Annotated in this window: 26 protein-coding genes and 1 tRNA gene; 8 read left to right on the forward strand and 19 right to left on the reverse strand. The window is 66.4% G+C overall.

Features of this window, described 5'->3' with window-relative positions:
• Position 1 precedes the first annotated feature (1 nt).
• Positions 2-1,510 carry a dolichyl-phosphate-mannose--protein mannosyltransferase gene (locus EF834_RS02365; protein WP_127946043.1) on the forward strand — a complete coding sequence of 503 codons (1,509 nt, stop codon included), beginning with the start codon at positions 2-4 and terminating at the stop codon, positions 1,508-1,510.
• A gap of 59 nt (positions 1,511-1,569) precedes the next feature.
• On the opposite strand, the gene EF834_RS02370 is transcribed toward EF834_RS02365, so the two are convergent.
• The 3 genes from EF834_RS02370 to EF834_RS02380 form a co-directional block, all read right to left on the reverse strand.
• A complete protein-coding gene (locus EF834_RS02370) occupies positions 1,570-1,998 on the reverse strand; it encodes a DoxX family protein (RefSeq protein ID WP_127945400.1) in 429 nt (142 codons plus the stop codon).
• 158 nt (positions 1,999-2,156) lie between these two features.
• On the reverse strand, positions 2,157-2,516 hold the full coding sequence (locus EF834_RS02375; protein WP_127945402.1) for a GntR family transcriptional regulator: 360 nt from the start codon (positions 2,514-2,516) through the stop codon (positions 2,157-2,159).
• Positions 2,517-2,557: 41 nt separating this feature from the next.
• Complete coding sequence (locus tag EF834_RS02380; protein WP_127945404.1) at positions 2,558-3,244, reverse strand: NAD(P)-binding oxidoreductase; 687 nt, start codon at positions 3,242-3,244, stop codon at positions 2,558-2,560.
• 71 nt (positions 3,245-3,315) lie between these two features.
• Between EF834_RS02380 and arsC the strand changes: the two genes are divergently transcribed.
• Positions 3,316-3,711, forward strand: a complete 396-nt coding sequence (gene arsC / locus EF834_RS02385) for an arsenate reductase (glutaredoxin) (protein ID WP_127945406.1) — start codon at positions 3,316-3,318, stop codon at positions 3,709-3,711.
• 8 nt (positions 3,712-3,719) lie between these two features.
• On the opposite strand, the gene EF834_RS02390 is transcribed toward arsC, so the two are convergent.
• Positions 3,720-4,946, reverse strand: coding sequence for an arginine deiminase (locus EF834_RS02390; RefSeq protein ID WP_127945408.1), 1,227 nt, complete (start codon positions 4,944-4,946; stop codon positions 3,720-3,722).
• Positions 4,947-5,039: 93 nt separating this feature from the next.
• Between EF834_RS02390 and soxR the strand changes: the two genes are divergently transcribed.
• Entirely contained in the window at positions 5,040-5,495 is a 456-nt protein-coding gene (gene soxR / locus EF834_RS02395) for a redox-sensitive transcriptional activator SoxR (protein WP_164874068.1), read from the forward strand.
• Between the two features lie 109 nt (positions 5,496-5,604).
• Here soxR and EF834_RS02400 read toward each other — a convergent pair whose 3' ends face one another.
• Both EF834_RS02400 and EF834_RS18140 read right to left on the reverse strand, forming a co-directional pair.
• Positions 5,605-6,444, reverse strand: a complete 840-nt coding sequence (locus tag EF834_RS02400) for an SDR family oxidoreductase (RefSeq protein ID WP_127945412.1) — start codon at positions 6,442-6,444, stop codon at positions 5,605-5,607.
• A 115-nt stretch (positions 6,445-6,559) separates the two neighbouring features.
• The gene (locus EF834_RS18140) at positions 6,560-6,703 is read right to left on the reverse strand and encodes a hypothetical protein (RefSeq protein WP_164874027.1); all 144 of its coding nucleotides are present in this window, start codon (positions 6,701-6,703) and stop codon (positions 6,560-6,562) included.
• 233 nt (positions 6,704-6,936) lie between these two features.
• Here EF834_RS18140 and EF834_RS02405 point away from each other — a divergent pair, with 233 nt between their 5' ends.
• Positions 6,937-7,353, forward strand: a complete 417-nt coding sequence (locus EF834_RS02405) for a helix-turn-helix domain-containing protein (RefSeq protein ID WP_127945414.1) — start codon at positions 6,937-6,939, stop codon at positions 7,351-7,353.
• Between the two features lie 93 nt (positions 7,354-7,446).
• On the opposite strand, the gene EF834_RS02410 is transcribed toward EF834_RS02405, so the two are convergent.
• A tRNA-Ala gene (locus EF834_RS02410) sits at positions 7,447-7,519 on the reverse strand.
• 183 nt (positions 7,520-7,702) lie between these two features.
• The gene (sepX, locus tag EF834_RS02415; RefSeq protein ID WP_127945416.1) at positions 7,703-8,527 is read right to left on the reverse strand and encodes a divisome protein SepX/GlpR; all 825 of its coding nucleotides are present in this window, start codon (positions 8,525-8,527) and stop codon (positions 7,703-7,705) included.
• 410 nt (positions 8,528-8,937) lie between these two features.
• Between sepX and EF834_RS02420 the strand changes: the two genes are divergently transcribed.
• Entirely contained in the window at positions 8,938-9,639 is a 702-nt protein-coding gene (locus EF834_RS02420) for an MspA family porin (protein WP_127945418.1), read from the forward strand.
• 70 nt (positions 9,640-9,709) lie between these two features.
• Here the strand turns inward: EF834_RS02420 and EF834_RS02425 are convergent, their stop codons facing one another.
• From EF834_RS02425 to EF834_RS02435, 3 genes are read right to left on the reverse strand one after another with little or no spacing between them, the layout of a single operon-like run.
• Positions 9,710-10,345, reverse strand: a complete 636-nt coding sequence (locus tag EF834_RS02425; protein ID WP_127945420.1) for a GNAT family N-acetyltransferase — start codon at positions 10,343-10,345, stop codon at positions 9,710-9,712.
• A 7-nt stretch (positions 10,346-10,352) separates the two neighbouring features.
• Entirely contained in the window at positions 10,353-11,612 is a 1,260-nt protein-coding gene (glp, locus tag EF834_RS02430; protein WP_127945422.1) for a molybdotransferase-like divisome protein Glp, read from the reverse strand.
• Between the two features lie 52 nt (positions 11,613-11,664).
• Positions 11,665-12,588 (reverse strand): UTP--glucose-1-phosphate uridylyltransferase, encoded by a 924-nt coding sequence (locus EF834_RS02435; RefSeq protein ID WP_127945424.1) that lies wholly within the window; start codon positions 12,586-12,588, stop codon positions 11,665-11,667.
• A gap of 68 nt (positions 12,589-12,656) precedes the next feature.
• On the opposite strand from EF834_RS02435, the gene EF834_RS02440 reads away from it, so the two are divergent.
• The 3 genes from EF834_RS02440 (at position 12,657) to EF834_RS02450 (ending at position 14,477) form a co-directional block, all read left to right on the forward strand.
• Positions 12,657-13,283 (forward strand): 5-formyltetrahydrofolate cyclo-ligase, encoded by a 627-nt coding sequence (locus EF834_RS02440; RefSeq protein WP_127945426.1) that lies wholly within the window; start codon positions 12,657-12,659, stop codon positions 13,281-13,283.
• 87 nt (positions 13,284-13,370) lie between these two features.
• Positions 13,371-13,679, forward strand: coding sequence for an FmdB family zinc ribbon protein (locus EF834_RS02445; RefSeq protein WP_127945428.1), 309 nt, complete (start codon positions 13,371-13,373; stop codon positions 13,677-13,679).
• 102 nt (positions 13,680-13,781) lie between these two features.
• Entirely contained in the window at positions 13,782-14,477 is a 696-nt protein-coding gene (locus EF834_RS02450; RefSeq protein WP_127945430.1) for an SAF domain-containing protein, read from the forward strand.
• Positions 14,478-14,545: 68 nt separating this feature from the next.
• Here the strand turns inward: EF834_RS02450 and EF834_RS02455 are convergent, their stop codons facing one another.
• From EF834_RS02455 to mrf, 8 genes are all read right to left on the reverse strand, one after another.
• The gene (locus EF834_RS02455; protein ID WP_127945432.1) at positions 14,546-14,761 is read right to left on the reverse strand and encodes a hypothetical protein; all 216 of its coding nucleotides are present in this window, start codon (positions 14,759-14,761) and stop codon (positions 14,546-14,548) included.
• A gap of 10 nt (positions 14,762-14,771) precedes the next feature.
• A complete protein-coding gene (locus tag EF834_RS02460; protein ID WP_235870962.1) occupies positions 14,772-15,266 on the reverse strand; it encodes a MogA/MoaB family molybdenum cofactor biosynthesis protein in 495 nt (164 codons plus the stop codon).
• A 95-nt stretch (positions 15,267-15,361) separates the two neighbouring features.
• Positions 15,362-16,789 (reverse strand): trypsin-like peptidase domain-containing protein, encoded by a 1,428-nt coding sequence (locus tag EF834_RS02465; RefSeq protein WP_127945435.1) that lies wholly within the window; start codon positions 16,787-16,789, stop codon positions 15,362-15,364.
• 161 nt (positions 16,790-16,950) lie between these two features.
• Entirely contained in the window at positions 16,951-18,354 is a 1,404-nt protein-coding gene (locus EF834_RS02470; RefSeq protein ID WP_127946045.1) for a HAMP domain-containing sensor histidine kinase, read from the reverse strand.
• A 65-nt stretch (positions 18,355-18,419) separates the two neighbouring features.
• On the reverse strand, positions 18,420-19,106 hold the full coding sequence (locus EF834_RS02475; protein WP_127945437.1) for a response regulator transcription factor: 687 nt from the start codon (positions 19,104-19,106) through the stop codon (positions 18,420-18,422).
• Between the two features lie 210 nt (positions 19,107-19,316).
• Entirely contained in the window at positions 19,317-19,490 is a 174-nt protein-coding gene (gene rpmF, locus EF834_RS02480; protein WP_127945439.1) for a 50S ribosomal protein L32, read from the reverse strand.
• A gap of 3 nt (positions 19,491-19,493) precedes the next feature.
• Positions 19,494-19,763, reverse strand: a complete 270-nt coding sequence (locus tag EF834_RS02485) for a type B 50S ribosomal protein L31 (RefSeq protein ID WP_127945441.1) — start codon at positions 19,761-19,763, stop codon at positions 19,494-19,496.
• Complete coding sequence (mrf, locus tag EF834_RS02490; protein WP_408014442.1) at positions 19,760-21,028, reverse strand: ribosome hibernation factor-recruiting GTPase MRF; 1,269 nt, start codon at positions 21,026-21,028, stop codon at positions 19,760-19,762. Before mrf ends, EF834_RS02485 begins: the two co-directional genes overlap by 4 nt.
• Positions 21,029-21,035: the final 7 nt, after the last annotated feature.

Raw genomic sequence — 21,035 nt, forward strand, 5'->3', positions numbered from 1 at the left:
TTTGGTCAGTCCGGCACCGCTCGCACCCACCCCCGACTTCGGGCCCACCGACCGCATGCGCGGCTGGATAGTCACCTTGGTGGTGACGGCTCTCGCCGCGATCACGCGGTTCGCGATGCTCAACTACCCGACCGACGGCGGAACGCCCGTCTTCGACGAGAAGCACTACGCACCACAGGCCTGGCAAGTCCTCACCGGTGGCGGGCTCGAGGACAACCCGGCCTATGGGCTGGTGGTGCATCCCCCGGTCGGCAAGCAGTTGATCGCGATCGGCGAGGCACTCTTCGGCTACAACGCATGGGGCTGGCGCTTCGCGTCGGCTCTCGCCGGGACGATCCTGGTGCTGCTGGTGGTCCGGATCGTCCGGCGCCTGAGTCGATCGACTCTGATCGGCGCGGTCGCCGGCCTTCTTCTGATCGTCGACGGCGTCACGTTCGTCTCGTCGCGGCTCGGGATGCTCGACATCTTCCTGGCACTGTTCGCCGTCGCAGCGCTCGGCTGCCTTGTCGTCGATCGCGATCAGGTACGGGAGCGAATGGCCAGGGTCCACTCAGAGGGCCGAATCGCCGTCTCGGCCTTCGGTCCTCGCCTCGGCGTGCGGTGGTGGCGGTTCGGCGCGGGCATCATGCTCGGACTTGCGTGCGGCACCAAGTGGTCCGGCCTGTACTTCATCGCCTTCTTCGGACTGATGTGTGTCGGCTTCGACATCGCCGCGCGCCGCGCGTACGGGGTTCGCCGAGCATGGGTGGGGACCGCCGTCCGGGACATCGGCCCGTCCTTGTACGCGCTGGTGCTCGTACCCCTCGCCGTCTACCTGGCGACCTACGGCCCGTGGTTCGCGAGCGAAACCGGTGTGGACCGGCATGCGGTCGGCAACCAGATCGGTACCGGCGGATCGTTCGCGTTCGTACCGGACGCCCTGCGGTCGCTGTGGTACTACAGCGGGAAGGTACTCGAGTTCCATTCGGGCCTGACGAATTCGGCGGGCAACCACCACCCGTGGGAGTCGAAACCGTGGACGTGGCCGATGGGTCTGCGCCCGATGCTGTACTACTTCGCCGAAGGCGACCACGTGTCCGGATGTGGCGGATCAGACTGCGTCAAGGCAGTGATGCTGATCGGCACGCCCGCGATGTGGTGGCTGGCGGTGCCGGTGCTCGCGTGGGGGCTCTGGCGCACGTTCATCAGCCGCGATTGGCGGTACGCGACGGTGCTCACCGGCTACGCCGCCGCGCTCCTGCCTTGGTTCGCGACACTGGACCGGCAGATGTACTACTTCTACGCGGTCCCACTTGCTCCGTTCTTCGTGATGGCGATCGCGCTCATCCTCGGCGAGATCCTCGGCAGCGCGAGTGCCTCACCCGAGCGACGGGGCACCGGACTGCTCGCCGTCTGCTTGTACCTGGGGCTCGCGGTCGCGAATTTCGTGTGGCTGTTCCCGATCCTCACGGCCTTGCCGATCACCCCGGAGATATGGCAATGGCAGCTGTGGCTGCCGAGCTGGCGTTGACGGTCGGTACCAACCTGCGCCTCGATCGTGGCGGGCCCCCAATCACGACGGGGCATAGATCATGAGGGGGAAAGGATGCGGGAGTTCTTGCCGGCGAATGCATCGACGCTGAAACGACCGGCTCCCACTCCGGCGATCATCAGCGACCCGGCGCCCAGCGCAAGCACCAACTCATAGCCGCCGTCGACGACGAAGATGCCGTTTCCGACGTGAACGAACCAGAACGCTCCCAGCATGACCAGAAACAACAGGACGCCGGCGATACGGGCCGCGAATCCGATCAGCAGTGCCACTCCGCCGACCAACTCGAATGTCGCGGCAATGATCGCGGCGATGTCGGCGAGTGGGACGCTCATGTCCGTGAACATGGCCTGAGTGCCGCTGATGCCCAAGTCGAAGAACTTCTGCCAACCGTGAGCGATGAAGATGACACCGATTCCGATTCGGCCGAGAAGCAGGGTAACGTCGCGGAACGTTGCCGAGTTCATGAGAGTCCTCCGGATGAGAATGGACACGCGGAGCAGCTGTCCGCTCGAGACCTACGGACTGAACCTACTGATTCGACCCGCGGATTCTGATTCGACCCGCGGATTCCCCTTCGACTCGAGAGTCCGCTTCGATTCGAGAGTCCGCTTCGATTCGAGATTCAGGGCCCCTTGAGTGCGGTCAGGACAAAGGTCGCCGCGTCCTCGTCGGAAATCCCCATCCGACGTACCGCTGCAACGTACTCCGTAGCCGCCTGCTGCGCCTTCGCCCGCGTCGGATCGCCGCACGTGGCGACGAAGGACCCGAGCCGCCCTCGTGTCTCGATCACCCCGAGTTGCTCGAGTTCTCGATACGTTCGGGCCACCGTGTTGGGCGCGATGCCCAGGTCGGCGGCCAATTTGCGCACGGTGGGGATCTTCGTCCCCGCGACCAGCTCTTCACTTCGGACGAGTTCGAGGATGCGCACCCGCAACTGCTCGAACGGCGGTACACCCGAGTCGTGGTCGATCTCGATCTCCACGGACACCCCTTTCGTCGCAGCCGCCGTTAGAACGCATGGATTCACGGTAACGCGGCCACGGCGTCGTGGACTGGCGTCGTGCCTTCGGTCAGCATCAACGTACGGCCCACCGCCACGGGCGGGTGGCTGTCCTGTCCCGACCCGAGGAGGGCCGCGACGACCGCGGCGACGTCGGCCCGTGACACGGTCCCACGCTCGAGCGGTGGCTCGGTGAGCGTCACCTCATCGGTCGGATCCTCGTCGGTGAGACCACCCGGACGCAGGATCGTCCAGTCCAAGCCGTCGCGTCGGCGCAGGTCCTCCTCGGCCGCCGTCTTCGCCTGAAGATAAGCGGCGAACACCTCGTCGATGCCCTCCGGGACGGTCTCCCCGGCACCGAAGGAGCTGACCTGCACGTAGCGCCGCACCCCGGCACGCTCGGCGGCCTCCGCGGTCAGCACCGCCGCGCCACGATCGACCGTGTCCTTGCGAGCGGAACCGCTGCCCGGTCCGGCGCCAGCGGCAAAAACCACGGCATCGGCACCGCGCATCAATTCCGCGACCTCGTCGACGGTGGCGTTCTCGAGGTCCACGATCGCCGGATATGCCCCGAGCGCACGCACTGGACCCTCGTGTTCGGGATTTCGGATCAGCGCCACTGCTCGGTCTCCCGAGGCGGTGAGCAACTTGATCAGGTGCCGGGCGATCTTGCCGTGGCCGCCTGCGATGACGATCCGTCGATCGGTCATGGTGGACTCCTTGGGTCGGGTTCGACATGGTGCACGCGCTCACTGCCCATTGTCCCGTGGACAATGGCTGCATGGCAGGCACAGGCGACAACACGAAGACGGACACCACGAAGACGGGCACCGCGAAGACCGCGACGATCTACCACAACCCCCGCTGCAGCACGTCGCGGAACACGCTGAAGCTCATCGAGGAAGCCGGCGTCACGGCGACCGTCGTCAAGTACCTCGACACGCCGCCCTCCCGAGACGGCCTGCGCAAACTCCTCGACGACGCCGGCCTGCGCCCGAGCGAGGCCATCCGCAAGAAGGAAGCACTGTACAAAGAACTCGGGCTGGCGACGGCTACGGAAGACGAACTGCTCGAAGCGATGGTCGACCACCCGATCCTCATCGAGCGGCCGATCGTCGTAACCGATCGTGGCACCGTCCTGGCGCGCCCCTACGAGAAGGTGCGCGAGATCCTCTAGATCGGTAGTCAGCCCAACGGATCGCGAGCGAGTGGGCACGCCATGCACCTTGGTCCGCCCCGGCCTGACCCCAGTTCGGACCCCGCTATCCGTACCACTTCGATGTCGGACGCCTCCATCCGGGCATTCGTCTCGGCGTTTCGCTCGTACGCCACAACGACACCGGGCGCCAGGGCGAGGGTGTTGTTCCCGTCGTCCCACTGCTCACGTTCGGCGACAACATGATCGAGCCCCGTGTCGATCACCCGAAGCTTGTCGATGCCCATCGCGACCGCGGCGGCCTCGAGGAACGGCTCCGGCCCACCGATGGCGACCAGCCCGTCCTTGTATCTAATTGTGTACGCCGACAATGTATCCCGCACTACCGGATACATCACCACAGTGTCGGAGTCGACCATGGTCAGCACCGTGTCGAGGTGCATCGACGCTCGGGTCTGCTCGATCGGTACCGCAAGCACGGTGTGCGCGAGCCCGTCCTCGAACACACTGCGTGCCAACGCTTCCGCACCTGCCGGCGTGGTACGTTCCCCAACTCCCACTGCAATCACGCCGGGTGCCAGCAGCAACACGTCTCCGCCCTCAACCGGTGCGGTGTGCGATTCGTATGCGCGCCGCACTCCGCGAAATCGCGGATGGTGCGCGTAGATCAGATCGGTCAACGACGCCTCCCGCACCCGCGCCGCGAGTGCAAGCGAGGTGATCGCGAACCGGCCACCGACCCAGAACGACGAGTCCCGCGTGAAGAGCAGATTGGGCAGGGGGTCGATGACGAAGTCGGCACCGTGATGCATCAGACGAACCAACGAGGGCGTCGCAGCGCCAGTGCCGATCGGCAACTCGTCGAACGTCATGCCGGCGGTGAGGATCGCGGACAATTCGACGGCGGGTACACCTCGCAGGTGGGCAGCCAGGTCCTCGGCCAGCGCGTGTCCGAGCTTGCGTGGGTCCACTGCAGCCGCGATACCCTGCATGCGCGCCGCCCCGCTCGTCGTCAGGGTTTCGGTGAGCAGGTCGGCTAGTAGCAGCACCTCAACGCCATGGCCGCGCAGCACGTCGGCGAAGGCGTCGTGCTCGTCCTGGGCGCGATCAACCCAGGGCAGTCCGTCGAACAGAAGTTGATCATTGTTGCGGGGCGTGAGGCGTTTGAGCTCGTCGCCGGGGCGATGCAGCAGCACCGCCCGCAGCGTTCCCACTTCGGTATCGACGCCCAACGCGGGTCGCTCTCGCGCGCTCATGGCTAAACGGTAGTCCCGCACACGACTCTCGGCACCCCACAATCCTCGACTATCGTCGGGGCTATCGGCACTGGGAGGCCCGACGCCGTGGACATGCAGGATTGGAACGCCAAAGAGCTCACCCCGGCACAGCTGTCCGACCGCAGCGGAGTGGCGGTCTCGGCGCTGCTGTTCTACGAGCGTGAGGGCCTGATCTCGAGCCGTCGGACGAGCGGCAACCAGCGTCGGTACAAGCGCGACGTGCTGCGCAGAGTCGCGTTCATCCGGGTGTCACAGCGTGTCGGTATCCCGCTCGCGGAGATACGCGACGCGCTCGCGATCTTGCCCGACGGCCACACGCCTACCCGCAACGACTGGGCCCGCCTGTCCGACCACTGGCACTCCGACCTCAACCGCCGGATAGAACAGCTCACGCGACTGCGTGACGATCTGACCAACTGCATCGGGTGCGGATGTCTCTCCCTCCCGAATTGCGCGCTGGCGAATCCGCACGACGAACTGGGAGAGGAAGGACCGGGCGCCCGAGACCTCGATGTCGAGCTTGAATGAACCCACTCGAGCCGGTTCAGGTGCGGAAGCCCCGTTCGCGAGAAGTGTTGTCGTAATTGTCGTTTCGTCGCCCGACGCGGTCCCTGGGACCGGTGGCAAGCCCCGGTGACTACAGCAGCTTACTGAACTGGTCGTTGGCCTTCTGCATCACGAACTCGTACGGGGGCGCGAACTTTCGGGCCCACCAATACCCGAAGCGGATGTCCGTCGACGTGTACACCATGAAGCGGTTCTTCTCTATGCCGGCGAGGATGCAATCGGCCACCCGCTCGGGCGTGACGGCTCGCTTCTCGAACAGACCGGTGAGCTTCATGATCCGTGGATCGGAGCGGTCCACGCCCGCGATCTCGACCGTGCCCACAAGGGGCGTACGAACCCCTCCGGGAACGACGAGGCTCACACCGATGCCGTGTCGCTTGAGGTCGAAGCGCAGCACCTCGGACACACCCCTCAATCCGAACTTGCTGGCGCTGTATGCGGCATGCCATGGCAGCGCTAGAAGGCCCGCCGCCGACGAGACATTGACCAGATGACCGCCCCGTCCAGCCGCGATCATCGGAGGCACGAATCGTTCGATGATATGGATCGGCCCCATCAGATTCACATCAACCATCGACTTCCAGTGGCGATGCTCGAGATTCTCGACGGTGCCCCACGCGGAGATCCCAGCGACGTTCATCACGACGTCGAGGCTGCCGAACTGCTCGTGGATCGTGTCCGCGAAGGCGGTGACCGCGTCGAAGTCGGAGATATCGAACGCGCGCGAGAAACTCACCGTGCCGCCCGCGTGGCCGACTGCCGCGACCGTCTCCGCCAGGCCTACCTCGTTGACGTCGGTTAGGAACAGTTCCGCACCCTGGGCGGCCGCAGCGAGCGCGGTGGCGCGCCCGATACCGCTGGCAGCCCCCGTGACCAGACACTTCCTACCGTCGAGCGTTTTGATCGCCATCGCGTGCTGTTCCCCCCGCCTTCGTCGATCGGTTTCGATCCGTGCCCGGCAGTGTACGTGCCGCGGCCGGTGCCGGGCGATCTTCGGCACCGATCCAAGACGAAGAGCGGAAGCTTCAGAGGCGGTGTGTCATTTCGTCCTGATAGTCGCGGATGGTCTTTTCGATTCCCTCCGCGTCCTCGGGACGCCCGTGGCTGCGGGCTTCATCCGCCCGCTCACGAAGCACGCGAATCGCCCTGCGCAATTCGTTGTCGCTCATTCTGCGGTCCATGGATCCAATTTTCCCTTACGGACACCTCCATTTTCCAGACCTCCGACTCGCCACGCGGTCGTCGCCACACCCCAGAGCCTGTCGAGCTATCGCAAGGCTATTGAGCTTTCAAAGGGCTGTTGCACCGTCGCGGGCGGAGTGAGGCATTGGCGGATCGAACAATCGATCAATCACCATTCTCGAGCTACCCTATGGCTATCTGCGGTGTTACTATCGTCGCGATGTCTGACTTCGCTGAGCGGCTCAACAGGCTCTTCGAGAGCGTCCATCCCCCGGGACGGAAGCCACACACGAACGCGGAGGTGGCGAATGCGCTCATCGCGGATGGCCACAAGATTTCGAAGCCGTACATCTCGCAATTGCGTTCGGGACAGCGGAGCAACCCCTCCGACGAGACGGTCGCGGCCTTCGCGAAGTTCTTCAAGGTGAAGCCGGCGTACTTCTTCAACGACATCTACGCCGCGAAGGTCGACCACGACCTCGAACTCCTGTCACAGCTGCAGGGCTACGCGCTGCGCAGGCTCACGACCCGCGCATTCGACCTGTCCGAGGAATCACAGTCCCTGCTGACCACGCTCGCGGAGAAGTTGCGAGCAGCGGAGGGCCTCCCCGAGATTCCACCAGACGCATCGACCTGAACAGGGGAAGCGCGGATACACTCCACAGCGCGCGAAAGATGCTACGAAACACGCAAAGAGGCCCCCTCCTACCGGAGGGGGCCTCTTTTCCAGTGGAGCTGAGGGGAATCGAACCCCTGACCTCTTCGATGCGAACGAAGCGCGCTACCAACTGCGCCACAGCCCCGAGCTGCGGCCCCACTAGCGCTGACCGCTCGCAAACTCTAACAGGACACGACGGCGGACGACGAATCACCTGCTCAGGCTACGCACGCCGGCCGGGAGCGGAATGCCGCGTCACCGTAATAGCCGTCACCGTAATGGCCAAGGCCGCCACAGCAAACGGGGCTATGTCGTTGCGGCGACCGGATCACATGCCGGACGCACGCCGCATCGCGTCGCCGTATTCGTCGTAGACGTCATACTCCTCGTACTCGTCAGCCCCCTCGAAATGCTCGAGGTGGTCGAAGACCGGATCTTCGTCGTCGACCTCGAGCACCACGGCGCCGGGACGACGCAGTCGGGACGGCACAAGGCGCAATTCCTCATCGGAGTCCGATTCCACCCCGAGTCGGGAGCGGACCAGGCGTGCTGAACGGCGGCGGCGGATCTCCTGCTCCAGATTGACCTGACGGCGCAAGTAGCCCAGGTAGCCGACGAGACTGCAGCTGAAGGCCGCAAAGGCCCACCACATTACGGCGCTGACAGCCATCGCCAGCGCTGCCGTGAGAATCGCTGCGAACATGAGTCCGAGGACTGCGCGCTGCCGAAACTGGTACCGCGCCGCGCTCGCGATCGCGTCGGCCTCAGGGTCGAATCCTCCGCGACCGCGCCGGCTCGGCACGAAATCCCGCGCTGTGTCGCGCTCGTAGTCGTCGTTCATCATCTCGGAATCCATCAACTCGGAATCCATCAACTCGGAATCGGCGTGAACGTCCATTCCGTCCTCCGCGTGTGTCGCGTACATGTCGTCACCATCGTGATCGGTGGGTTCGTAGTGCCAATTCGGATCGCTGCGATGTCCGACGGCCGGACCGCGTGCCAGGCGCTCGCGGCCCCCGTGAAACAGCACCCGGGTGGCGAGCGCCGCATCCGTCGTCTGACGGATTCGAGGTCGCTTGTTGACGAGCATCGGAACCAGGACGAACAGCCAGACGGCGACCAGCGCGATCCAGATGATCGAAGAACTCGGCATACCGGCGACCTCCTCCCATTCGTCGACCAGCACTGATGATGCCAAGACCCTGCTCACAGTAGTGGCATCCAGCCACCCGTTGCCGCAGGCGCGCCGACTCAGATTTCGCAGAAACCACACCCATCACTGACTTATCATTCGTCGAAACGAGATTGCGGGCTCGAGATCCGGTGGGTCGACCCCGGGTCTCCGATACGGCAAACCGGATAAAGCACACGAGGGGGAGGTATCGGACAGTTGCGTTCGAAAACGTGCCGGTTCCTTGATCGAATTAGCGACAACACGTAGCTGAAATCATACGAAGCTGTGACAAAGAATGGATACTGAACCCGACGAAAGCCGCTCGGCAGCCGTCCCGACTATGGCCTAGGCCGACGCCTGTCGGCCGAAACTCAAGACAAGGAATTCCAATGCGCGTGAATCACCGGTCTTCTCTCCGCCGTAGGCTCACCAAATCCGGCACCGCCGTCATCGCGGGGGCCGCGGCGCTCATGCTGACGGTCTCCGTCGGCACCGCAGGCGCCGGGATCACCTATCAGCCGGACAGTTTCAACTCACTCGAAACCCTGGACGGCTGGACACTCAACCTCGCACAGCTAGGACAATCCATCAACAGCGTTCCCCCGCTGTCGGGTGTCGCCACGTCGCGGGACATGTTCGCCAGCCAGCGAGCCATCGCGACCGTCACCGGTCAGGGCAGCGCCCCATTGACCGGCGGCGTGCTCGAGGTCGGCTACCAGATCGGCTACCAGGTGGACTTCGCAGGTGCCATTCTCGAAGCCGGTGCGGGAGTCGTACCGGCCGCGGCCGTCGCCATCGACTTCGGGAGCATCGACTTCAACCCATTCGACAACGTGGCGGTCGAGTTCGCCGTCGAGACCCCGATCGAAGGCGCGATCGCCTTGGAGGTCCTCCCCGGCGAGATCGCGACGGTCGCGGTACAGCAGAAGGAGTGCGTGTACACGCAGTGCGCGATCACCCTTCGTGACATCCACCTCGATCTCGACGGCGCAGTCGGGTTGGTGTCGGTGCGCTCGTACGCACTGTTCACCTCGACCACCGACCTCTCTGACGACGTCCTCATGAGCTACGGAGAAGCAATCATCGTCTGACGGTCATCGTGTGACACGGCCCAACGGCCCCGCCGGAAGCGAACCCGGCGGGGCCGTTCCGCGCCCGGGACTACGCCCAGCTGGCGCGTCCGGCGCGCACCAATCGATCGGAAACCGACCCGGGGACCTCCTCGACAGTCATCGCCACCAGCAAGTGATCTCGCCATTGGCCGTCGACGTCGAGGTATCGCCGCAACAGTCCCTCCTCGCGGAAGCCGACGTGTTGCAGGACGGCGCGGCTCGCGAGGTTCTCAGGCCGCACGGTGGCCTCGACCCGGTGCAGACCCATCGGACCGAAGCAGTGGTCCAGGCCGAGGGCGAGCGCCGCCGTCGCGACCCCGTGGCCACTCACCGACTTGTCCACCCAGTAGCCGATCCACGCCGAGAACAACGCTCCGCGGACAATGTTGCCGACCGTGATCTGGCCACGGAAGGAGCCGTCGACGTCGATGACCATCGGCAGCATCCGGCCCCGGCGTGCCTCCGCTCGCAGGCTCGAGCACAGCCCCGGCCACGCCGTGACGTGGTGCCGGTCGGCCCATGAGGCCTGCCCGGTCGGTTCCCACGGCTCGAGGTCCTCACGATTCTCGATGCGCAACCTGCTCCATACGGCGGCGTCCCGTAACCGAATGGGACGCAGGGTCACTCGGCCGGCGCGGACCCGCAGTGGGCCGACCCTGGCCGGCCAACCCGGATGAACGGACACTTTCCGCTCAGCCCCGTTGTGCAAGGAAGGCGACTTCAACCTCTTCTCCGGCGCGAATCTCGGTTACCTCCGGCTCCAAGTGAACCAGACAATTGGCCTCGGCCAAGGTCGCCAGCAGGTGCGACGAGGCGCCAGGTGCCCCGCCGAGCGCCTGGACGAGGTACTCCCCCGTCTCTTCGTCCCGCATGAGCTGGCCACGCAGGAATCCTTTCCGGTTCGCGATGGAGGTGATCGGAGCCACCGCGCGAGCGGTGACAATCCTCCGCATCGGGTGACGACGACCCAGCGCGATCCGGATGATCGGTCGCACCATGACCTCGAACACCACGAGCGCGCTCACCGGGTTCGACGGCAACAGGAAGGTGGGCACCTCGTCGCGGCCGAGCTGACCGAATCCCTGAACCGACCCCGGATGCATGGCCACGCGGTCGACCGTCAGATCGCCGAGGTCGGACAGTGCTTCGCGGACCTCGTCGGAGGCTCCTCCACCGACGGCACCTGCGATCACCACGATCTCCGAGCGAATCAACTGGCCCTCGACGACCTCCCGAAGATGCCGGGGGTCCATCATCGCGATGCCGACCCGGTTGACGTCGGCTCCGGCGTCGCGAGCCGCGGCAGCGAGCGCGTAGGAATTGACGTCGTACACCTGGCCCGGTCCCGGTGTCCGGTGGATGTCGACGAGTTCACCTCCGACCGAGATGACCGACAGGCGCGGACGTGGATGCACCAGCACCTTGTCGCGGCCGACGGCAGCGAGCAGTCCCACCTGAGCCGCGCCGATGATCGTGCCCGCCCGCACCGCGACGTCGCCGGGCTGAACATCGTCGCCGGCACGGCGCACGTAGTCGCCGGAACGGACCGGCTTGTAGACCTTGATACGGGCGTGCCCGCCGTCGGTGCGGTCCATCGGGAGCACCGCATCCGCCAGTGTCGGCAGTGGAGCGCCCGTGTTGACCCGCACGGCCTGACGCGGCTGCAACCGGATCGGCCGCCGCGATCCTGCCGCCACCTCCCCGACAACCGGGAGGGTCAGTTCGGTGGGCTCACCATCCTCGCCGCGGATGTCCGTGCCCGCGGCGAGGACGTCGACGCTGCGCACCGCGTAGCCGTCGATGGCGGCTTGGTCGAAGCCGGGCAGCGGCCTTTCGGTCACCACTTCTTCGGCGCACAACAATCCTTGGGCCTCGGAGATCGCAACCCGGACTGGCCGGGGCGCCACCGCGGCGGCTGTCACTCGCGATTGCTGCTCCTCAACCGAGCGCATGTGGTACCTCGTCCTCCCCACCCCGTCCACCCGCCCCTGTGCTACCGGAGTCTCACTCGCCGGACGGCTGGTTCAGACGATCGATCAGCCACTGGCGCAGAGACGGGCCGTACTCCTCGCTGTCCAATGCAAAGTCAACCGCAGCGCGCAGGTAGCCGCCGGGATTTCCCAGATCGTGTCGGGATCCACGGTGCACGACGACGTGAACCGGGTGACCCTCCTCGATCAACAGCGCGATGGCGTCGGTGAGCTGCAATTCACCACCGGCGCCGGGTGCGATCCGGCGCAGCGCGTCGAAGATGGCGCGATCGAGCAGATAACGGCCTGCCGCCGCATACGTAGACGGCGCGTCCTCCATCGCGGGTTTCTCGACCATGCCGGTGACCTTGAGGACGTCCGGGTTGGTCGCGTCCGGCACGGTCTCGACCTCGAAGACGCCGTAGGCGCTGACCTGTTCTTTGGGCACGTCGATCGCGCACAGAACCGTGCCGCCACGCTTGGCCCGGACCCGACCCATCGTCTCGAGCACACCACGCGGCATCACCAGGTCATCTGGCAGCAGGACAGCGATGGAGTCCTCGTCGTCGTCGAGCACCGACTCGGCACAACCGACTGCGTGCCCCAGTCCGAGGGGCTGCTCCTGGACGACAGACTCGACCTCGAGCAAACCCGGCGCCTTCCGGACCTTCTCGAGCAGATGGTGTTTCCCACTGGCCTCGAGCTTGCTCTCCAAGACGAGGTCCTCGACGAAGTGAGCGACCACACCGTCCTTGCCTGGCGATGTCACGATGACGAGACGATTCGCCCCGGAGTCGGCCGCTTCTCCCGCCACCAGTTCGATACCCGGCGTGTCGACCACCGGGAGCAGCTCCTTCGGAACGGTCTTCGTCGCAGGCAGGAACCGTGTTCCCATGCCCGCAGCGGGAACGACCGCCGTCCGAAAGTACCTGTTGTCATTGGTGACGGGATTTGTCATAACTCAACACCCTATCCACCAGCCTCCGCCGGCCCCGCAGCCAGTGGAGTGGTCCTAAGGTGACGATCATGCAATTGCCCTCCAAGGAGGAATGGCGAACACGCGTGCTCGCCGCACGCCGTGGGCTCGACGGCAGCACCCGCGCGGCCGAGACAGCCGCCTTGGTCTCGTCGATCACATCAGTGGTCGCGGAACTTGCCGGCGCTCATCGCAACCGAACCGTGTGCGCGTACGTCCCCGTGGGTTCGGAACCCGGCTCGGTCGAGATGCTCGCGTCGCTCCGTGACGCCGGATGGCGGGTGCTGCTACCCGTCACGGGAGAACCGGGGCCGCTGGAATGGGCCGAGTTCACCGGATCAGACAATCTGGTCCCGGCAAGCTACGGACTGCGTGAGCCGAGTGGACCGGTGTTGCCGTCGGGCGAGGTCGGAGCAGCGTCGGTGGTCTTCGTTCCCGCCCTGGCGGTCGACGAGCGCGGGGTCCGCCTCGGCCGCGGTGCCGGGTTCTACGATCGCACCCTGGGGTTGGCCGCCCGCGACGCCGCGCTCGTAGCCGTGGTCCGCGACAGCGAACTCGTCGCGTCCTTGCCGGCCGACCCGCACGACGTGGCGATGACTCACGCTCTGACGCCGGTGCGGGGATTGGTACGCCTGTCACCAGGCAAGCCCGACGAGGGCATCGCGTCGTCGGAATAGCCGACTGGCTCGCGCTGTTGGCACTGTCGACTGTAGAGTGCCGACACCTGCCGTCTACTCAATGCGCTACACCTGCGGAGGACCCCTGTGCCCACCTACTCCTACGCCTGCACCGAGTGTGACAACCGGTTCGACATCGTGCAGTCGTTCACCGACGACACGCTGACCGCCTGCCCGGAGTGCTCCGGCAAGCTCCGCAAACTGTTCAATTCGGTCGGCATCGTCTTCAAGGGCAGCGGCTTCTACCGCACCGACAGTCGGGGCGGCTCGAGCACTGCGAGCGAGTCGGCCACAGCGAGCAACTCATCTACGAGCAAGGCGAGCGGCTCACCTGCGAGCACCTCCACATCGACCCCCGGCGCCTCGTCCAGCTCGACCACCCCCGCCGCCGGCTAGCCCGCTTCGGGGTTCTCCACAGCCCGCCGTTCGTCCACAGGTGGGTTCCGAACACCGGTCGAGGCGGGTTCCAGGCCCGTTCCCAGGCCTATGGTTCCGGTCATGCCCCGCGACGTGTTCCGTCGGCGCGACACCGGATCCCTGGCGCCGACTCTCAGTGGTCGGATCGGCCGGTTCTTGCGCCCGGACTGGGCTCGGGCGGACACCGCTCGAAGGGTCACCGCCGGACTCCTCGCGCTGCTGGCGCTCGTCATGCTGATACGCGACGGCCGCGGGGAGACGGGTGAACCCGTCGTCGTCGCGGCCCGCGATCTCACGCCGGGCCACGTTCTCGCCGCCGAGGATGTCCGGACCGTCGACCGTGCCCGCACCGAAGTTCCCGGCGCTGCAGTACAGGATCAGGAGGCTGCGGTCGGACGCACCGTGTCCTCGCCGGTCCGGAGCGGCGAGATCCTCACCGACGTCCGGTTACTCGGCCCCCGTCTCGCCGAGGCCGCCGTCGGGTCCTCCGACGCCCGCGTCGTCCCCGTCCGACTGTCGGACTCCGGTCTCGCCGAGCTGATCCGGGAAGGCGACCGCGTGGACGTCCTGACGGTCGGCCGTGCCCGGGACGTCGACGCCTCCCAGCCGACAGTGGCTACCGTCCTGGCCTCCGGTGCGACCGTGGTGCTGGTAGCGTCCGAGCACCCGTCGGCAGGCCGTCGGGACCCGGTCGTGATGCTTGCACTCCCTGCGCCCGCTGCGAGCGCGGTTGCGGCAGCGTCGCTGACCGACGCGATTACCGTGACACTGCACTAGTTCCGCTATGACCACAGTCCCGCCATGACCACGGATCCAATCGGCCGAACTCAACCGTGATGCCGAAGTCAACCGTGGTGTGGCGGCACCTGACGCCGCAACCATTCGTCCTGCCCGCCATCCGACGACGGTGCGCGGTCGGGGGAACGTTCGTCCGTGGTCTGCTCCGGCAGGATCACCCCGAAAACGGCGTCCAGGCGTGCCCGGTCGATTCGACGCCGACCCGACGACGGAGACTGCCTTGTCCCCGCCGCCGCGGCGGATCCGTTCTCTTCCCCGGGCATGCCTGCCGCCTCAATCCTCGATGCTCGACAGCTGCCCGATGACGTGGCTGGCCAACGGGGTGAGTGTGGCCATCCCGTCCCGCACGGCGGCCCTCGACGACGCGAGGTTCACCACCAGGGTGCTACCCGAGATCCCGGCGAGCCCACGCGAGAGGACCGCGTCGACAGCGCCGCTCACGAGCCCGGATGAGCGAAGTGCCTCACAGATGCCGGGCAGTTCCCGATCGAGCACGTCCGCGGTGGCATCGGGCGTCACGTCACGTGGCGAGACGCCGGTACCGCCGACCGAGATCACCAAATCGACGCCACCGATCACCGCGGTGTTGAGCGCGTTGCGGATCTCCACCTCATCAGCCGCCACTGCGACAGTCGCGTCGACCAGGAATCCGGCTTCGGTGAGTAGTTCGGTCACGAGCGGGCCGGTCGAGTCGACGTCGCCGTGCGCGGTCCGATCGTCGACGATTACCACGAGCGCACGTCCGACCAGCGGTGCTTCGAGTTCCATGGCCCCTACCGTAGTGGCCGCGTCCTCCGCTGCACCCGCCACCGTCGGAACCTGCTGAAGAATACTTCGCAACATCATCCGTTGTCCGTCCTTCATCAGCGGCCACCCTGGGGCTGTGCGGCGAGCTGAACGTCGACGGTCTTCGTCTCGCCCGACTGATCCTTGTAGGCCACCTTCACCGTGTCACCGGGGGCATGGGACCGGATGGCCGCGATGAGGGAATCACCGGTCGTCACGACACGATCATCGACCTTCGTCACCACGGCTCCGGCCGGAATGCCGGCCTTCTCCGCTGGGCCGCCGGGGGTGACGTCCAGCACGACCGCACCATCCGAATCGGTGCCCCTCGCAGAGACCTGGACTCCGATGATCGGTTGTGTCGCGGTGCCGGTCTTGGAGAGTTCGTCCGCTATCCGGCGGGCCTGGTCGACCGGAATCGCGAAGCCGAGGCCGATCGAACCGCCCTGACCACCCGCAGTGGCGATCGCGGTGTTGACGCCGATGAGCTGGCCCTCCATGTTGACCAGGGCACCACCCGAGTTACCGGGGTTGATCGCGGCGTCGGTCTGGATCGCGTCGATGACGGTGTTCTGGTTCCCGGCCTCCCCGCTGGTCGAGACTGGCCGGTCGACTGCCGAGATGATGCCGGAGGTGACTGTGCCGGCCAGGCCGAGCGGCGAGCCGACCGCGAGCACCTGCTCACCGACCGCGACACTGTCGGAGGCCCCCAATTCGATCGGGGTCAGATCGGACCTGCCATCGGCCTTGATCACCGCGATGTCCGACGTTGGATCCGTTCCCACCAGCGTGGCGGGAGCGGTCGTGCCGTCGGAGAACGCGACCAACAGCTGGCTCCCGGGTCCGCCACCGGTGACCACGTGGTTGTTGGTCATGATCAGACCGTCGGAGGAGAGGATGACACCCGACCCCTCACCCTGGCCGCGGGTTCCGGCGACCTGGATCTGGACGACACTCGGGACGACCTTCGCGGCAACCGCTTCGATGGAGTCCGCCGGCGCGGTCGATGCGTTGCTCATGGGGGGCTTGGAGGCGTCCAGTGCGTTCGTCACCGGGACGGTGGTCTGGTTGTTCGACGTCGCCAGCGAACCGACGATGCCACCGATGCCACCGCTCACCAGGGCCAGGGCGATCGCACCGGCGATCAGCGCGGTCCTGCCCACCCGACGTGGTTCGTCGGTCGTGGTCGCGCCGGTGGCCGGTTGCACGCCGGTCGCACCGACGTTGGGGAATTGTTCGGTGGGCGGGTGCTCGGACCGATACCCGTGCTGCGGATATCCCTGAACCGGAGCTCCGGGGTAGCCCTGGTTCTGCGGCTGGTAGGCACCGCCCGGCTGCCACGGGTTATGAGGCGCGAACTGGTGCCCCGAGCCCTGATGGGGAGTTCCCTGCTGTGGGCTGCCGGGCTGCGGGCTGCCGTGCTGCTGCGGGTTGTCCTGCTGCGGGGCTCCGTGGTCGGGGCCACCGTGCGGGTTGCCACCGTGCGGGTTACGGTCGTCGGTCATTGCACCACCTTCTGTCATGACCGCCTGTGTAGGGCTCTGTCCGGTCGTGGACTTCAGATTGCCTGTCGCAGCTGAGAAGCCCCTGAGACCCTGCTTCCAGTTTCCCGTGCACTCGCTTCGGATTCCACCCACACCGTTCACAGGGGCCGGAAACACCCAGCTCAGCGGGCTTCGTCGGTGTCCGGTTCCCCCGGTAGGACGATGCGGATGAGCGCACCACCACGCTCGGACGTCTCGACGGCGATCGTGCCGCCGTGCTTGACGACGACCTGCCGGACGATGGCCAGACCCAGACCCGATCCGGGCATCGAACGTGACGCGGTGGACCGATAGAAGCGCTCGAAGACGAGTTCACGTTCCTCGGGTGGGATCCCGGGACCGGCGTCGTCGACGGTCAGCTCGAGCAGGCGGTCACCCACCTGCCGCATCCTCACGTCGACCCGTTCGCCCGACGGACTCCACTTCGCGGCGTTGTCGAGGACGTTGAGCACCGCACGGGACAGTCCGGCCTGATCGCCGTAGATGTACCAGGGGGTGGTGGCGGCCTCGAAGTCGATCTCGTTTCGTCGCCGTCGGGCCTTCTCGAGCGACCGGTCCACTACCTCGCTGAGATCGACGAGTTCGAAGACCGTCTCGGGTGCATCCTCGCGGGCGAGATCCACGAGATCACCTACGAGAGTAGACAACTCTTCGATCTGCGCCATGACGTCGGCGCGGAGCTCCGCCATGTCCTGATCCGGAATGGTAGGCGCCCCAGGACGACTCGAAGCGATCAACAGCTCCATGTTGGTACGTAGTGACGTGAGCGGTGTTCGCAACTCGTGCCCGGCGTCGGCTACCAGCCGGCCCTGTCGCGCCCGAGACTCCGAGAGCGCCCGGAGCATCGTATTGAAACTTGTTGTCAAACGGGCCAGTTCGTCGTTGCCGGTTACGGGAATAGGCGTGAGGTCGTCGGTACGGGCCACGCGTTCCGTCGCTGCGGTCAACCGTGCAATGGGTCTCAAACCGGTGCGCCCGACCGTGGTTCCGGCAGCCGCCGCCAGCACGACACCGCACCCGCCGACCACGAACAGCACCCAGGCAAGGCGGTCGAGGACGTCCCTGGTGGGCTGGAGTCGCTGCGCGATCACCAGTGTGCTGCCGTCGCGGGTTCGCTCGGCAAGGACCCTGTTTCCCCCGACGGTTCGCAACGACACGTCGCGCTGACCACTGGCGACCGCCAGCTCGGGCGGACCGATCGGGACCACGGAACCCGGTGGGACGTACTTGTTCAAATCCGAAAAAATAAGCGCCACACTGATATCGCTCGTGTACAGCGTCGCGCCCGCGATGTACCGCGGATCAAAGGTGATCAGGTCGTTGTCGACGATTGCCGCGGCCCTCGACTGCAGCTGTTTGTCGACGTCGGCGTAGAGCGCACGCGATACGACCGCGTAAGCAGCGACGGCCATTACAGCAACGGCGACGGCGACAACCGTTGCCGCGAGCAGCGTAACCCGCCACCGCAGGGACACCGATCGGGTCAACGGCATCGGCGGGCGCATCTCCTGCCGACTCGGCCGCATCGAACCGCTCGGCTTGCCCCGACCGTTCGGACGGCCGGCCCCCGCGTTCCCGAAGGGAGCAGTCATCACGGTGGCGTCTCCCGCAGGACGTAACCGACTCCGCGCACGGTGTGGATCAACCGCGACTCACCATCGGACTCGGTCTTGCGCCGGAGGTAACCGACGTACACCTCGAGCGCGTTGCCCGACGTCGGGAAGTCGTAGCCCCACACCTCCTCGAGGATCCGGCTACGCGAAAGTACCCGACGCGGGTTCGCCATCAACATCTCCAGGAGGGCGAACTCGGTGCGGGTGAGGCTGATCGACCGGCCGCCGCGCGTCACCTCGCGCGTCACCGGGTCGAGGGTCAGGTCCTCGAATCGCATCGTCTCGGAGTCGTCACCGACGGTGGGGGCCGCGCGCCGAAGCAGTGCCCGTAACCGGGCCAGTAGTTCCTCGAGGGCGAAAGGCTTCGGCAGGTAGTCGTCAGCACCGGCGTCGAGCCCGGCCACTCGCTCGGACACGGAATCGCGGGCCGTGAGAACGAGAATAGGCAAGTCGTCGCCCGTGCTCCGCAGCCGTCGGCACACCTCGAGCCCATCGAGACGAGGCATCATGACGTCGAGTACGAGCGCGTCGGGGCGTGACGCGGCGACCTTCTCGAGCGCATCGGCACCGTCGACGGCGAGGTCGATCGTGTAGCCGTTGAAGCTCAAGGACCGCCGTAGCGACTCTCGGACCGCCCGATCGTCGTCGACCACTAGAACGCGCATACCGACATTTTGGCCCGAACTGCTGAGATCCCGCTGAGAGGTCGCCGGTGAAGCACACGGCGTGTCGGCTCGGTCCAGTGCGATCCGGACCCCGGCAGGGTCCAATTCCCCCCATCGAAGCGTCCGCTCGCCCCGACCGGATCTCCCGATGTGGCGAACGCCACAGTGTCCACAGCGGTCTACGGCGCGGCACGGACCAGCCGCCGAGTGTCACAGGCGCGACGGATCGATCACGCCGAGTTGGATGCCGCGCACCAGTCGGCGCGGAACGCGAAACGTCTGGCCACCGACGGTGACGGTCACCAGGTCCGGCACGGACGCCTTCCACTGGGCCCGGCGGCTGTGGGTGTTGGCGCGGGACATGCGCCGCTTGGGTACCGCCATTGCTCAGACCTCCCGGGTCCCGCGACGCACCCGCCGCCCGTAGCGGCGCTCGAACTTCTCGACCCGACCCGCGGTGTCGACGAGGCGGTCCGTGCCGGTCCAGAACGGGTGGGATGCGCTGGTGACGTCGACGACGACGAGCGGGTAGGTGTGCCCATCCTCCCATTCCACGGTTTGCCCGGTCCGGGCCGTGGACCTGGTGAGGAAAGCGGTACCGGTGGTGGCGTCCCGGAACACGACGGGGCGGTAGTCAGGGTGAATGCCGGGTTTCACGATGCGATTTCTCCGTTCTTCTCGACTTCTCTGGTCATCTCGGCTTCTTTGTTCTCGAGGGCGCCGGGCGGTATGTCGGCGCACGGATCGGTATGGAACTCGCCGAACGGGTCGTCCCAGGTGGACCACGACAGCTGGTCGACGAGTTCGCGCTCGGTGAGCAATGCCCAGCCGAGCGCCGCGCTGATCGCCTCAGGTTCAGCGTCGTGGACCAGAATCACCAGCGAGGTGTCCCGGTCGCCGAAGCGCTCGTCCCAGCCCACGGAGGCGAGCGCCCGCCGTTCGGGATCCACGTCGAGCAGTTCGTCGTCCGTCATGTCGGCGAGCCAACGGTCGGCGGCGGCCACCCGCAGTCCTTCACCGGCGGATTCGAGCCATAGCGCGATGTCGGGCCGGGTAGCGAGCCAGAACCTGCCGCGCGCGGCCACGACGCCGTCGAGCAGGACGTCGATAGCCTCGTGCAACCGTCCCGGGTGGAACGGTCGCCGCGCGGTGAACTCGACCAGTGCGACTCCGTGGTCGGCGTCCAGGGGTGGGTGGCCTCGCAGCAGCGGCGAGTGGGCTCCGTCGACGCGACCGCGCCGGGCATCGACCCCGACACGCGACAGCAGGTCAGGACCGTCCGGCACGGCAGAGGTCGGGGCGCCGGGAGCGAGCCTCGTGAGCACCGCAGACACCTTGTCCGCGAGCCAGGGATCCGCGGTGTGGCTGTCGACGACGAGCGCGTCGGCGAACGCCACCTGCCCGACGGCGACCTGTGCGACGGTCCGGTCGTCGTCGAGGTCCTCGTCACCGGTCACCTCCTCCCACCACGGCTCGACATCGAGGCAGGTCACGACTGCCTCGATGCGGACGTCCCGGCCGGCGGGACCGTCGATCTGCCCGACCACATCGACCACCGGCACATGTTCGACCGCCCAGCACACAGCTTCCGGCTCGAGCGCGGAGTCGAGTTCGAGGACGATGCGGTCGACGGAGCTGCGCGAGTGCAGCCTCCGCAGCAGCGGCAGCAGGTCGTGGCGAAGCGTGCACGACACGCAACCGTGGGCCAGTTCGAGCACCTCGGTGGTTGTCTCCTGCGCATCCACCGACCCCGTCGTGAGGGTGCGACGCACGATGCCCTGACCTAGATCTCCTAGGTCGTGACGCACCACCACGGTGGATGCCTCCCGGTCGCCGAGGAAGGACCGCGCCGTCGCCTCTACCGGTCCACTCCGCCCGCTCACCACGATCAGCGGGGTGCGGCTCTTCGGATCAGCAGCCACAAGCGAG

This window comes from Rhodococcus spongiicola, assembly GCF_004011835.1.
Lineage (GTDB): Bacteria > Actinomycetota > Actinomycetes > Mycobacteriales > Mycobacteriaceae > Prescottella > Prescottella spongiicola.